The sequence below is a fragment of the Nocardia sp. NPDC057663 genome (assembly GCF_042799895.1).
Taxonomy (GTDB): Bacteria; Actinomycetota; Actinomycetes; order Mycobacteriales; family Mycobacteriaceae; genus Nocardia.
On sequence record NZ_JBHVHX010000020.1, the window covers coordinates 4044 to 17841 of the forward strand.

Genomic DNA, 13798 nt, shown 5'->3' on the forward strand with positions numbered 1-13798 from the left:
AAAAACCCCGGTGGGCGCGCTACCCCGGAGTGTCCCGGCACATACCGGTCCGGCGACAGTCGGCGTGGTCGGTGATTCATCGAACCAGCGAGGTGATGCCGGCGCGGCGCTCGTAGGCGATCCAGGCGAAGATCGCGGCCAGCACCAGCGGGAAGATTCCCATCGCGGGCTTGTCGGCGATGAAGGCCTGCGTCGCGGCGGCGAGCACGGTGAGCACGGACAGGCCCGCGGCGGCCATGGCACTGAGCCGCGGCACCATCAGGCCGATACCGCCCGCCACCTCCGCGACTCCGATGAAGATGAGCAGCCCGAGAGGGATGGTCAGGTTCTCGGGGGCGTTGTCCATCAGCATGTTCGGGATGACGATCTTCGGGCCGCCCGAAGCGATGATGAAGAACAGGCCGAGCACCACCTGCAGGGTCCACAGGACGCGGTTGCGGATCTTGCCGGGGCGGTAGACGACGGCGCTGGAGAAGTTCGTGGCGGAGGTGGCGGAGGTGGTCATTTCTCGTCCTTCGGGTCGGTCGCGCTCGGTGGGTAGCGCGTTCACCGGATAAGACGGACCATGAGCGCCGAATTCATCGCTGCGGCGGAACATCTTTCCGCCCTGCCGCATCCTGCGGCGCCCGCGGGCTGCGGCGATACACCGACACCGCGGGCGAGGGCAGCCAGAACCGCCACGGCACTTCCTCGGCGACGCTGACACCCACGCGCGGCCCTACCCCGATTTCCGCTGCCCGCACCGGCTTCGCCAGCTGCAGCCGGATGCCGGAGAAGGGATCGAACAGCTCGGTTCCGTAGTCGGACAAGCTGATTCCGAGCGCACTGCCGACATTGCCCGGCCCCCGCGCCAAGTCGGCGTCGGTGCGCGCCGCCGGTCTGCGCGCACGCGCGGCATCGATGCCGTCGACCACTTCCCCCGCCCGCACCAGGACCGCGCCCGCGATGCCGTCGAAGCCGATGGTCACGTTGACGCACAGGTGGATTCCGTACGAGCGATACACGTAGAGCCGACCGGCCGGTCCGAACATGACCGCATTGCGGGCGGTCGGCCCCGGCCAGGAATGGGCGGCGGGATCGGGCCACGGCCCCGCCGGATCGCTGCCGTAGGCCTCGACCTCGACGATGCGCACGGCGACCGGCCCCGACGACAGGGTCGCGCCGAGCAACCTGCGCGCGGCGGTGGGCGGATCGACGGCGAGTTCCTGGGCGGACACGCTCGTCATTCTGACCCATCCGGGCGTGCGAACAGCGCAGCGGGATTCAGCCGAGCAGGTCGGTGCCGCGGTAGAGGCCGGCCAGCTTGCCCGGGTTGACCTGAAAACGCAGGTTCTGGATGCGGCCGTCGACGAGGTCGAAGGTGAAGGCGGCGCCGGGGTTTCCGCCGATCGAGGCGAGTGTGCCCAGTTCGCCGTTGATCTCGGCGGTGTTGAGTTCGATGCCCGCCGAGGACGGTTTGGCCAGCACGCCGAGGACCCAGCGGGCGACGTGGTCGGGGCCGTGCAGTGGCCTGCGCGCCGCGGTGACGACACCGCCGCCGTCGGACCAGCAGGTGACGTCGGGAGCCAGCAGGTCCATCAGCGCGTTCAGGTCGCCGCCGGAGCAGGCGGCCATGAACTGTTCGGTGATGTGGGCGCGGGCGGCCTTGTCGGTGTCGAAGCGCGGACGCCGCGATTGGACGTGGTTCTTGGCGCGGTGCGCGATCTGGCGCACGCCCACCTCGGTCTTGTCGAGCGCCTCGGCGATCTCGGCGTGCGTGTAGCCGAACACCTCACGCAGCAGGAATACCGCGCGTTCGACGGGGGTCAGGGTTTCCAGTACCACCAGCATCGCGGTGGAGACGGTGTCGGCCAATGCGGCGTCCTCGGCGATGTCGGGTGAGGTCAGCACCGGTTCGGGCAGCCACGGGCCGACGTAGGTCTCGCGGGTCACCCTGGCGGAGGTGAGCCGGTTCAGCGACAGGTTGGTGACGGTGCGGACCAGGTAGGCCTTCGGGTGGTCGACCGCGGCGTGATCGGTGTCGTTCCACTTCAGCCAGGCGTCCTGCAGGATGTCCTCGGCATCGGTGACGGTGCCGAGCATCCGGTAGGCGGTCGAGAACAGCAGACGGCGGTGCTCGAGGAAGGGGTCCTTGTCCGGCATGGGGTCAACCATGGCGCATGCTCCGTCACTGCGGCGGTATCGGGCGCCGGTTTCCCGCGAAACCGGCGCGTAGGTGATGGCGGGGGGCGGGCTCACGCGATGGCGCGAGTCGCCGTGCCGCCCTTGGACAGCTGGACGCTCATGGTCATCTTCTTGCTCGCCTTGAACGTCGGCACCGGGCTGCTGCTGACCATCTCCTTGTAGGTCCTGGCCGCCCAGCCGGTCAGGTAGAAGCGGCGCGGGGTGTCGTCGGCGTTGGTGAACTGGATGACCGCGTCGCGGCGGCCCAGGCTCACCGGCTGGTGGAAGTAGCCGAAGCGGAAGGGCCGCACCGGCTTGCCGCGCAACTCGGCCGCGATCGCGTCGGCGGCGTAGGCGGCGGTGGGCAGGCCGCTCTGGCAGGTGCCGTGGACCAGGCCCCAGGGCTGGCGCACCGCGGCGGCGTCGCCGACGGCGTGAATCATGGGGTGCGACACCGACTTCAGCGTGGGATCGACCACGATCAGGCCACGCTCGTCGGTCGCGATGCCCGCCTCGGCGGCGAGCGGCGAGACCCGCACACCGCTGGTCCACAAGATGAGGTCGGCGTCGATCCTGGTGCCGTCCGCGAGTTCGACCGCGTCGGGCAGCACCTTGGTGACGCGCAGGCCGGTCGCCCGGACGATCCCGAGCCGGTCCATCGCCTTCTTCAGGTGGGCGCGGGCCTTCTCGCCCATCATCGCGCCCGGCTCGGTCGCGCTGATCAGGGTGACGCGCAGATCGGGGTGGCTCTCGGCGATCTCGGTGGCGGCTTCGATACCGGTGAGGCCGCCACCGCACACCGTCACTGTGCCGCCGGCGGCGGCGAGTTCGGTGAGCTTGCCCGCGAATTCGTGCGCGAGGCGCGGGTCGGCGAGCGTCCAGGCGTGGTCGGCGACGCCGGGGACGACGGTGGTGTCGGTGGTGCTGCCGAGTGCGTAGACCAGTGCGTCGTAGGGAAGCTCGCCGAGACCGTCGACGTGCACACGCTGCGCGTCGGGGTCGATGGCGGTGGCCCAGCCCTGGACGAATTCGATGCCGGTGCCGTCGAGGAGCTCGGGGATATGGTGGTTCGCGAGTTCCTGACCGGCGGCGATCTGGTGCATGCGCAGCCGCTCGGTGAATCGTGCCGACGGGTTGACCAGGGTGATCCGGACGTCGAGCTTGCGGGTGCGCCGGGCGAGGCGGATCGCGGCCAGCATGCCCGTGTAGCCGGCGCCGAGGACGACGATGCGGTGCGTGGTGGTGTTCATGGCGATGCTCCTTGTCGGTGGGATGTCGATAGGACAAACGACCCCGGCGGAACGTGACAATCAGTCGATGTGACCCGTGTCACATGCCGGACTCACTGCCTCGAAACCTGCTGCTACCTGCGTAAACAACCGCACGATCAGGGTGCGGGCCAGGGTCCGATGGGGACGCTTCCCGATGTGCGACCACGGTCGCGCTCCCTACCGTCGGGACATGGCTTCCCCTTCTCGACCCGGCCGCCTGCGCCGGGTGCTGCTCGGCGCGGGCACACTCGCCCTCACCCTGGTGCTCACGATCGCGGGCCTGGTCACCTGGACCTGGGCCGGCGCCGACATCTCCACCGTCGGCACCACGGAATTCACCCACCCGCTCGCGATCCCACCGCCGGCCGCATCAACCGTCGAGCCCGACGGCACCCGCGTTTTCGACCTCGACATGCAGACCGGCACAACGGAATTCGAGCCGGGCCGCGCCACCGAAACCTGGGGTTTCAACGGCAGCTATCTCGGCCCCACGCTGCGAGCCGCCCGCGGCGAAAAGGTGCGGGTCCGGGTGCGCAACCAGCTACCCGAGGCGTCGACGGTGCACTGGCACGGCATGCACCTGCCCGCGGCGATGGACGGCGGCCCGCACCAGATGGTCGAGGCGGGCGCGACCTGGACGCCGGAATGGACAGTGGCACAACCGGCTTCGACGCTCTGGTACCACCCACACCCGCACGGCGCGACCGAGGACCATGTGCGCCGCGGCCTGGCGGGCATGTTCCTGATCGACGACGACACCGCGCTGCCACTCCCCGACACCTACGGCGTCGACGACATCCCGGTGATCGTGCAGGACATGCGCCTGCGCGGCGGACGCCTCGACGGCGGCCACACCATGTTCCGCGATATCGGATTCCTGGGCGACCGCATCATGGTCAACGGCACCCTCGCGCCGTACCAGGAGGTCGGCGACGAACTGGTCCGGCTGCGGCTGCTCAACGCCTCGACCGCGCGGATCTACAACTTCGCCTTCCGCGACAGCAAGCGGTTCTCGCTGATCGCCTCCGACGGCGGCCTGCTCGAACGACCCGAAACACTGACCGCCGTGCAGCTTTCGCCGGGCGAACGCGCCGAGATCGTGGTACGCATGCAGCCCGGTGAGCGCGCGGTGCTGCGTAGCGAACAGCTCGACGCCGGCCTCGACTTCTGGTCCAACCGGTTCGCCGGTGGCGACGACAGGTTCGATGTTCTCGAACTCCGGGCCGCGAATACCGTGCGCCCCTCCCCTGAACTGCCCGCCGCACTCGTCGCGCCGTCGACGCCGGACGGCTCGAACGCCGCCGTGGAACGCGCCTTCGACCTCACGCTCGCGGGCATCAACGGCTCCCCGATGGCGATGGACCGTATCGACGCGACCGTCACCCGTGGCACGACCGAGAAATGGGTGGTCCGCAATGCCGACGGGATGCCGCACAACTTCCACGTCCACGACGTGCAGTTCCGGGTTCTCGACTACGCGGGCGCACCGCCACCACCCGCGTTGACCGGGCCCAAGGACACGATCTTCCTGCCGCCGAACACGACCGCGACGCTGGCGCTGCGCTTCGACGGGCCCGCCGATCCGGACACCCCGTACATGTATCACTGCCATCTGCTCTGGCACGAGGACGTGGGGATGATGGGCCAGTTCGTGGTCGTCGAGCCAGGTCAGCAGGCCACGACGACACCCCCGCGGCACGCGCATTGACTCTTGCCACGCCGACCGGGTCGCGCTAAATTCATCACGTAGTGAATTCAACACTCGATGAATTGAGGCGACCATGTCGCACACCGCACCGCCACCGGTCGCCGTCCGGGTCGACGGCCTGACCGTCACACGCGGGAAACGCACCGTTCTGCACGGCCTCACGCTCGATATCCCGCGCGGTTCGATCACCGGCCTGCTCGGACCCTCCGGCTGCGGCAAGACCACCCTGCTGCGCAGCATCGTCGGCACCCAGATCGTGGAATCGGGCACCGTCACCGTGCTCGGCGACCCGGCGGGCAGCGCCGGGCTGCGCCGCCGGGTCGGTTATGTCACCCAGGCGCCGAGCATCTACCCCGACATCAGCGTCCGCGACAACATCGCCTACTACGCCGCGCTGTACGGACGCGACCGCGACGATGTCGAATCAGCGCTCACCGCAGTCGGTTTGCGTGAGTTCGCGGGCCAGCTCGGCGATCAGCTCTCCGGCGGGCAGCAGACCAGGGCGTCGCTGGCCTGCGCGCTGGTCGGCAAGCCGGAACTGCTGGTCATGGACGAACCGACCGTCGGCCTCGACCCGGTCCTGCGCGTCGAACTGTGGAAGCAGTTCCGCGAATTGGCCGCGGCGGGCACGACCCTGCTCGTCTCGAGTCACGTGATGGACGAGGCCGACCACTGCGATCGGCTGTTGCTCATGCGCGAAGGCAACCTGCTCGCCCAGCTCAGTCCCGACGAACTGCGCGAACGCACCGACGAGCAGAACCTCGAGACCGCCTTCCTCACCCTGATCACGATGGGAGAGAGCGCATGAACACCACTCTGCGCCCCTACACCGCCACCACCGGCCGGATCCTGCGGCAGCTGCGCAACGATCACCGCACCGTGGCCATGATCCTGGTGGTCCCGGCCCTGCTGATGACATTGCTGTACTTCATCTATCAGGACGCGCCGCGAGCGCCGCACGCCCCGCTGACGATGTTCGACCGGGTCGGCATCACCATGCTCGGCATCCTGCCGTTCATCGTGATGTTCCTGATCACCGCCATCGCGATGCAACGCGAACGCACCTCCGGCACGCTGGAGCGGCTGCTCACCACGCCGTTGCGCAAGCTGGATCTGCTCGGCGGGTACGGTAGCGCGTTCTCGCTGGCCGCCGCGGCACAGGCCGCCGTCGCCTGCCTGGTCGCCTTCTGGCTGCTCGGCATGAACGCCGCGGGCAATCCCGGCTGGGTGATGCTGATCGCCATGGTCGACGCGGTCTGCGGCGTGGCACTCGGCCTGCTCGCCAGTGCGTTCGCGCGCACCGAGTTCCAGGCGGTGCAGTTCATGCCGGTGGTCGTGGCGCCACAGATCTTCCTGTGCGGCTTGCTCGTTCCGCGCGATCAGCTGCCCGGGTGGCTGGAGGCGATCAGCAATGTGATGCCGTTGAGTTACGCGGTGGACGCGCTGCAACAGGTGTCGCTGTATCCGGAACCGACCGCGACCATGTGGCGCGATATCGCGGTGGTCGCCGGGTTCGCGGTGGTGGCCCTGTGCCTCGGTGCGGCTACCCTGCGTCGACGGACCCCCTGACGGAACGAGAAGAGAGACAAGCATGAGTGGCGGCGAATCCGGTTCGGGCACAGCCAGATCCGGTCGCACCGGGCGCAGGCCCGGCAATACCGATACGCGCGCGGCGATCCTCGACGCGGCCCGGATCCGATTCGCCGACACCGGTTTCGACAAGACGTCGATCAGGGCGATCGCCGGTGACGCCGACGTCGACCCCGCCCTCGTGCACCACTATTTCGGCACCAAGCAGCAGTTGTTCGCCGCGGTGGTGGAGTTTCCCGCCGATCCGGAGGCGACGCTGAACGCGGTCGACCGCGCGCCGCTCGACGAGCTCGGGCCGACCATCGTGCGCGCGGTGGTCGGGGTATGGGACTCCCCCGCCGGGCCCGGCATCGTCGCGATGGTGCGCAGCATGTTCGGCGGCGGCGAGATGAACCTGGCCCGGTCGTTCCTGCTCCAGGTGGTGCTGGAACGGGTGCGGGTCCGGATCGCCACCCCCGCCGACGACGGCCGGGCGCGGGTGGCGCTGGCGGCCGCGCAGATGGTCGGGGTGCTGACCGCCCGCAAGATCGTCGGGATCGAACCGCTGGCGTCGATGCCGATCGACGAGGTCGTCGCCGCCGTCGGACCCTCGATGCAGCGCTACCTGACCGGTGATATCGGCACCGGCGGTGCGTGATTCAGCGCGAGCGCACCCGGACGATCGCGGGTGGGATGTCGCGCAGGATCGGTAGCGCGGCGAACAGTGACAGGGTCGTGGCGAGCGGACCGTGCGAGGGGCCGTAGGAGCTCACCGTCACCTCCTCGACCGCGGGACTCCACGACCGGACCAGCGCGGCGACCTTGCTCCGCTCGACGCCCCAGGGCATCGGCGGCGCGAGGTAGTCCGGCGTCTTATGGAATCCGCGCATCGTCTTGCGGGAAAACCAGGGTGGGATGGTGTCGAACATCAGCTCGACGCCGGGGAAGCGTTCGAGGATCGCGGCGACCAGGCGGCGCACGTCGTCGGGCTCGAAGTACATGAACAGTCCCTGCGCCGTGACGAAGACGCCGTGCGTGGGATCGACGTGGTCGAGCCAGGTCAGATCGAGCGCGCTGATCGGCAGGTACCGGCACCGCGGGGATGGCGGCAGGAATCGGCTGCGGATCTCGATGGCCTCGGGGACGTCGACGCACAGCCAGTGCACCGCGCCGTCGTCGCAGCGCTGGAACTGGGTTTCCAGCCCGGCGGCGAGTTCGACGACGGTCCCGCCGGGATGGTCGGCCAGCCACGGGCGCAGCGCCTCGTCGAAGCGTGCCGACCGCACGGCGTGGGTGCCGTCGGGTGGCCCGAAGCTTCGCTCGTAGTCGAAGGCGATGGTGTCGTAGAGGCGTTCGCAGTCGGGATCGGTCAGGACCGCGTCGGCACGTTTCACCTCCGACCCGCGGTTGTGCAGGGTCCAGAGCATGGTCAGCGGAACACCGCTCAGGGCTACATCGTCGGACATCGGAGGCACCTTCTTGCGCTCGCCGGACGAAATCTACGTCACCGCCACGGGACGGCAACTGAGGTAACCCTAACTCTGAAGCGGGGCCCGTGGGGACCCTACGTTCGCCGCGCCGATCAGGACTGTGCGGTGAAGAACTCGTGCTCGGCGTCGGTGACGTCGCGGGCCTCGTCGATCAGCAGCACCGGAATGCCGTTGTCGATCGGGTAGGCGCGGCGCAGGCGCGGGTTGTAGAGCACACTCGCGTCCGATTCGGTGCGCACCAGCTGCAGCGGGCCCTTGTCCTGAGGGCAGGCCAGCAGGCTGAGCAGGGTTGCGTCGATGGTGGATTCGTGCGCCATGTCCCTAACCTACCGCGCCCGCCGGAACGAGATGTAGCGGTGCCCGAAGAAGCTGAGCACCGCGACCAGCCCCATCACGATCACCGACGCCGGTGCGGCCGGGAAACCCAGCCCCGTCACCGCCAGCTCCACCAGGATGACGTTGAGGACCAGGCCGCCCACGTTCACACCGCAGAAGGCGACGAAGTCGCGCAGCAGGTGCCCGCGGACCCGGAACACCAGGGTGCGGTGCAGCACGAACGCGACGACCGTACTCACCGCGTAGGCCGCGACCACCGCAAGACCCGGCCTGCCGTCACCGAACACACCCAGCCAGAACACGGCCAGCGCCATGCCGAGCAGGGTGTTGAACCCGCCGACGATCGCGAACGCCAGCTCCTGGCGTTTGACGATCCGCAGCAGCGGGCCCGGCGTCTCGAGCACTCCGGGGGCGGGCGCCGCCTCGGCCGTCATCGCACCGCGTCCACGAGTTCGGCGTCACCGTCGGGGATCGACTCGGCCGCAGGCGCCGCCAGCTCGTCCTCGGGCTTGCGCCCGCGCACGTACAGCCACTGCAACAGCGCGAGGCCGAGCAGGCCGAGGCCGATCGCCGCGCCGCCGATCTTCCAGCCCGGCGGGCGCCAGGTCAGTTCGAGGTCGCCGTTGCGGGTGCCCGCGGGGATATCGACCGCGACGAAGCTCTTGGCGACGACCGTGAACGGCACGTCCTTGCCGTCGATGCTCACCCGGTAGCCCGGCCAGCCCAGGCGCGCGAACACCACGCGGCCGCCGTTCTCCGAGCTGACCCTGACCCGGCTGGTGGTGTCGGTTTCCGACACCGAGACCGCGGTGCCGCCCTCGACCGCCGAGATGCGGCCGTTGCGGGTGGAGATCAGGCCGTTCTCCCGTTCGAGCACCGCGATGTACTTCTCGTGGCCCGGGTAGTCGACCCACTTCCAGCCGCTGGGCGCCTCCTGGTTGCGGGCGTCCGGGTAGAGCGCGCGCTGGAGCACGACGCGGTCGACGTTCATCAAATCGACGATCGTCTTGCCGGTGGACGGTTCGACCGCGAACGCGCGCCGGTAGGCGTCGGGGCAGACGCTGGTGTCCCAGCGCATGCACAGCATGTCGCCGAACCAGTAGTGCCCGTTCGGGGTGTAACCGCTGACGTAGGTGAGCTCGAGATCCTTGGCGTAGTTGCCGAACACCAGCGAGCCGTAAGCGCCGTCGAGCGTGCGCTCCCCCGGCTGGATCAGCGCGCGGTCACCCAGTTGCAGGGTGGTGCCTGCGAAATCGGGGAACGCCGCCATGGCCGCGCCGCGGTCGCTGGGCAGGTTCCAGCTCATCGGCGTCGGCTGGGCGCGGTCGACCTGGAAGTACGCGATCGGGAACACCGCCACGATCGCCAGCGCGACCGCGGCCGTTGTGCCCTTGTTCACCGCGAGCCACACCACCCCGGCGCCGAGCGCGGCGAGGACCAGCGCGGCCACCACGTGGACCACCCAGTTGTGCGGATCGGCCGAGAACGACCGCACCCACAGCAGCCCGATCAGCACCGCGGCGGCGATGCCACGCGGACGCCAATCCTTGAATGTCGCGAACCGGCCGAGCAGCACGCACACCAGCAGCAGCAGACCCAGCGCCACCATCGGCAGCACGCGGGCCGGCCAGCGCAGCGGTCCGATCGTGCCGGGACCGGCGGTCCACATGAGCGCGGCGATCGCGAACAGCGAGATTCCGCTGAGCTCGCGCCACGCGTCCCGCGCCTTACCCCAGTCGATGAACGCCAGCGCCGGGATCAGGAACCAGGCGATGTAGACCACCGGCAGCGGCTGCACATAGCCCCACCACGAGGTGAAGGCAGGCAGCGTCGAGGGCAGGCTCGCGTTCAGCGATTCCGACCACGGCACGGTGAGGAACTGGTCGTTGTTGATCTGGGCGGTGCCACGCCAGGTCACCTTGGCCGACAGCATGCTGGGCAGATAGGTCGCCAGCCCGGCCAGCGCGGCCAGTCCCGAGACCAGCAGCAGTTTCAGCGATGGCCGCCAGGTCTTCTGGTAGATCAGCTCGCCGACCGCGACCGCGCCGATCATCAGACCGGCCTCGACCGCGGGGAAGATGTACTGCACCGAAATCGCCAGATACAGGTACACGAACACCGGGATCGGCCCGCAGTATCCGACCAGCCTGCTCGGGCGCCCTGCGTGGTCACGCTCCGCTACCGCCTCCGGGCGCTGACCGAGCAGGCGGGGACCCCGCGCGTAGCGCACCCCGGACGCCCACGCGTGCACCATCCACGCGGTGCCGGTGAACGCGGTCATCCAGCTGGCCTCGTCGAAGAACAGCAGCCAGCCCGTGAACGGGATCGACACGCCCGCCAGCGCCGCCCACTGCACCTTCGAGCCGTAAGCCAGACAGATCCGGTAGACGCCGAGGCCGAGGATGATCGCGAAGATCAGCTTCACCACGGTCGCGTACAGCACGAGATTGCCGACCGACGGCGCGATCAGATCGATCAGCAGCTGCGGCGGATTCAGCAGTCCCGCTTCTTCGATCGAGTAGTTTCCGGCCATCCAGTGCTCGGGCACCATCACCGGCAGATCACCGTCGCGCAGCCGCCTGCCGAGCATCACCCACAGCGGAACGTACTGGGATTCGGTGTCGTCGGTGTAGAAGTGCCTGGCATTGGCCAGCAGAACCGCGCCGTAGCCCGCGATCACTCCGAGGGAGGTGATCAAGCCCCACAGGTACACGGCACGACGGGGAGGGGTTCTACTTTCCACCACGAGGACCAGACCCTACAGGTAAGCGCCCGCCTCGGCACTGCCGCACGGCACATCCGCCGCGGACCCGCCGCAGCCGCCCGAGCAGCGGAGAACCGCACCACGGGTCGCCATATTCCGATGTTAAAGTGCGCTCACTGTTGGGTTTCTCCGCGTTCTCGCCCTATACACCGAAAGTCGACGATGCCGATTCCTTCCGCACATTCGTCCCGACCCGGCGCAGTCCTGCGTGCCGGTGCGCCCGACCGCGACGGGTCGAGCCCGGTGCATTCGGTATCGGTGGTCGTCCCGGTGTATCGCGGTGAGGAGACGATCGCGGCCCTGGTCGCCGAGCTGGATCGGCTGACCGGTCCGTCCACCTCGACCGGCGGCGCCCGGTTCGCGGTCGAGGAGATCATCCTCGTGCACGACAACGGCCCCGACCGTTCGGATGTGGTGCTGCAGGAACTGGCAGGCGCCTATCCGCAGGTTCGCCCGGTGTGGTTGAGCCGCAATTTCGGTCAGGACGCGGCGACGATCGCTGGCATGGCGGCGGCGCGGGGCGACTGGATCGTCACGATGGACGAGGACGGTCAGCACGACCCGGCGTTCATCGCCGATTTCCTCGACGCGGCGCTGGCCTCGCGCGCGGACCTGGTCTATTCGAAGCCGACGAATACCCGACCGCACGGTTTCCTTCGCAACATCACCTCGCGCGGCTCGAAGATCGTGCTGGCGACGGTGTTCGCGTTCCCGGATTCGACGCGGTTCGAGAGCTTCCGGCTGATCCGTGGCGACATCGGCCGTCAGCTGGCCGAGGTCGCGGCCAACGGCGTGTACCTGGATGTGGCGCTGACCTGGGTGGTCGGCAATGCCGTTCAGGTGCCGGTGGTGTTGCGCGCCGAGGGCCGCGAGGAGTCCGGCTACAACTATCGCCGCCTGTTCTCGCTGTTCTGGAAGATGGTGCTGTGCAGCGGCACTCGCGGTCTGCGCCTGGTGAGCATGCTCGGGGTGACGCTGGCGCTGGCAGGCGTGATCATGGCCGGTGTCGTCATCGTGCAGGCACTGACGCAGGACAATCACGATCCCGAGGGCTGGGCGTCGATCATCGTCGTGCTGCTGCTGTGCTCGGGGGCGACACTGTTCTCGCTCGGCCTGATCGCGGAGTATCTCGGTGTGGCCCTGCACATCCTGGTCGGCAAGCCGCTGTACCTGACCGTCGAGACCCCGACACCGCGCCCGGATACGATGCATGCGCCGGCCGTGAACCATCGAGTCGACGCCGCGGTACCGGCAGCCGCGACGGAGAAGGGCCACCCCGAGTGAGCGACCGGATCATCTTCAGCAGGCCGTTCCGCGCTGCCGCTGAACGCGCCAATCTGCTGACCGTGCTCGATTCCGATCACAGTCACGGCGACGGTCAGTTCACCAAGTCGGCGACGGCCAAGATCAAGGCCATCACCGGCGCCGGGCACGCCCTGCTCACCACGTCGTGCACGCACGCGCTGGAGCTGGGCGCCCTGCTGCTCGAGCTGGGCCCCGAGGACGAGGTGATCGTCCCGAGCTTCGCGTTCACCTCGGCGGCGACCGCGATGGCGCTGCGCGGTTCGACCTGTGTGTTCGTCGATATCGACGAGACGACCGGCAATATCGATCCCGCGGCCGCGGCGGCCGCGATCACCGCACGCACCAAGGCGATCGTCGTCATGCACTACGGCGGTGTCGCCGCCGACATGGAGCCGTTGCTCGCGCTGGCCGCCCAGCACGGTGTGGCGATCATCGAGGACAACGCGCACGGCCTCGGTGGCACGTGGCGGGGCAGGCAGCTGGGCACCATCGGCGCCCTGGGCACACAGAGCTTCCACGACACCAAGAACGTGCACTGCGGCGAGGGCGGCGCGCTGCTGCTCTCGGACGAGATCCTGATGGGCCGCGCGGAGATCATGCGGGAGAAGGGCACCGACCGCGCTCGCTTCCTGCGCGGCCAGGTCGACAAATACTCCTGGCAGGACATCGGCTCGAGCTACCTGCCCAGCGAGCTCAACGCGGCGGTGCTGGACGCGCAGCTGGCCGAGTTCGACACCATCCAGCAGCAGCGTCACCGCGTGTGGGACACCTATGCGGCCGCACTGCCGGATTGGGCATCCCGCAACGATGTGCGCCCGATGACGGTGCCCACCGACCGTGGCCACACCGCGCACCTGTTCTATCTGCGGATGCCGACCGAGGAGAGCCGCGACGGCATCATCGGTCATCTCGCCGAGCGCGGGATCGTGGCGCCGTTCCACTACATCCCGCTGGATTCGAGCCCGGCGGGCCTGAAGTACGGCCGCACCCCGGTGCCGTGCACCCGGTCGGCGAACTTCTCCGCGACGATCGTGCGGCTGCCGCTGTGGCCGCTGCTGAGCGACGCGCAGCTGACCCGCGTGATCGACGCGGTCACCGAGTACCAGGTGTAGCGCTTCGGGCATTGTCAGCGCCCGAAGCGCACGTTCACTCCGGCAGCGACCGCGACAGCACGCGGCGCCTGGCGGTGAGC

14 protein-coding genes are annotated in these 13798 nt (G+C 68.9%); 6 read left to right on the forward strand and 8 right to left on the reverse strand.

Annotated elements, in window-relative coordinates; genetic code table 11:
* Nucleotides 1-76: 76 nt before the first annotated feature.
* The 4 genes from ACFVAV_RS29050 to ACFVAV_RS29065 all read right to left on the reverse strand — a co-directional run bounded on the left by ACFVAV_RS29050 (nt 77) and on the right by ACFVAV_RS29065 (nt 3413).
* Nucleotides 77-505, reverse strand: a complete 429-nt coding sequence (locus ACFVAV_RS29050) for a DoxX family protein (RefSeq protein ID WP_379038726.1) — start codon at nt 503-505, stop codon at nt 77-79.
* Between the two features lie 73 nt (nt 506-578).
* Entirely contained in the window at nt 579-1217 is a 639-nt protein-coding gene (locus ACFVAV_RS29055; RefSeq protein ID WP_379038727.1) for a DNA-3-methyladenine glycosylase, read from the reverse strand.
* 46 nt (nt 1218-1263) lie between these two features.
* Nucleotides 1264-2154 carry an RNA polymerase sigma-70 factor gene (locus tag ACFVAV_RS29060; RefSeq protein WP_379038728.1) on the reverse strand — a complete coding sequence of 297 codons (891 nt, stop codon included), beginning with the start codon at nt 2152-2154 and terminating at the stop codon, nt 1264-1266.
* A gap of 80 nt (nt 2155-2234) precedes the next feature.
* Nucleotides 2235-3413, reverse strand: a complete 1179-nt coding sequence (locus ACFVAV_RS29065; protein ID WP_379038729.1) for an NAD(P)/FAD-dependent oxidoreductase — start codon at nt 3411-3413, stop codon at nt 2235-2237.
* A gap of 211 nt (nt 3414-3624) precedes the next feature.
* On the opposite strand from ACFVAV_RS29065, the gene ACFVAV_RS29070 reads away from it, so the two are divergent.
* From ACFVAV_RS29070 to ACFVAV_RS29085, 4 genes are all read left to right on the forward strand, one after another.
* Entirely contained in the window at nt 3625-5142 is a 1518-nt protein-coding gene (locus ACFVAV_RS29070; RefSeq protein ID WP_379038731.1) for a multicopper oxidase family protein, read from the forward strand.
* Between the two features lie 73 nt (nt 5143-5215).
* Nucleotides 5216-5950: an ABC transporter ATP-binding protein gene (locus ACFVAV_RS29075; RefSeq protein ID WP_379038733.1), complete on the forward strand. Its 735-nt coding sequence runs from the start codon at nt 5216-5218 to the stop codon at nt 5948-5950.
* On the forward strand, nt 5947-6711 hold the full coding sequence (locus ACFVAV_RS29080; protein ID WP_379038735.1) for an ABC transporter permease: 765 nt from the start codon (nt 5947-5949) through the stop codon (nt 6709-6711). The genes ACFVAV_RS29075 and ACFVAV_RS29080 overlap by 4 nt, the downstream gene beginning before the upstream one ends.
* 22 nt (nt 6712-6733) lie before the next feature.
* On the forward strand, nt 6734-7369 hold the full coding sequence (locus ACFVAV_RS29085) for a TetR family transcriptional regulator (protein ID WP_379038737.1): 636 nt from the start codon (nt 6734-6736) through the stop codon (nt 7367-7369).
* Between the two features lies 1 nt (nt 7370).
* Here the strand turns inward: ACFVAV_RS29085 and ACFVAV_RS29090 are convergent, their stop codons facing one another.
* The 4 genes from ACFVAV_RS29090 to ACFVAV_RS29105 form a co-directional block, all read right to left on the reverse strand.
* Nucleotides 7371-8177, reverse strand: a complete 807-nt coding sequence (locus tag ACFVAV_RS29090; protein ID WP_379038738.1) for a class I SAM-dependent methyltransferase — start codon at nt 8175-8177, stop codon at nt 7371-7373.
* A 116-nt stretch (nt 8178-8293) separates the two neighbouring features.
* Nucleotides 8294-8518, reverse strand: coding sequence for a Trm112 family protein (locus tag ACFVAV_RS29095; protein WP_378857006.1), 225 nt, complete (start codon nt 8516-8518; stop codon nt 8294-8296).
* Between the two features lie 9 nt (nt 8519-8527).
* Nucleotides 8528-8971: a GtrA family protein gene (locus tag ACFVAV_RS29100; RefSeq protein WP_379038739.1), complete on the reverse strand. Its 444-nt coding sequence runs from the start codon at nt 8969-8971 to the stop codon at nt 8528-8530.
* Nucleotides 8968-11250: a hypothetical protein gene (locus tag ACFVAV_RS29105; protein WP_379038861.1), complete on the reverse strand. Its 2283-nt coding sequence runs from the start codon at nt 11248-11250 to the stop codon at nt 8968-8970. Before ACFVAV_RS29105 ends, ACFVAV_RS29100 begins: the two co-directional genes overlap by 4 nt.
* A 294-nt stretch (nt 11251-11544) precedes the next feature.
* On the opposite strand from ACFVAV_RS29105, the gene ACFVAV_RS29110 reads away from it, so the two are divergent.
* Complete coding sequence (locus tag ACFVAV_RS29110; protein WP_379038862.1) at nt 11545-12585, forward strand: glycosyltransferase; 1041 nt, start codon at nt 11545-11547, stop codon at nt 12583-12585.
* Nucleotides 12582-13718: a dTDP-4-amino-4,6-dideoxygalactose transaminase gene (rffA, locus tag ACFVAV_RS29115; RefSeq protein ID WP_379038740.1), complete on the forward strand. Its 1137-nt coding sequence runs from the start codon at nt 12582-12584 to the stop codon at nt 13716-13718. Before ACFVAV_RS29110 ends, rffA begins: the two co-directional genes overlap by 4 nt.
* Nucleotides 13719-13798: the final 80 nt, after the last annotated feature.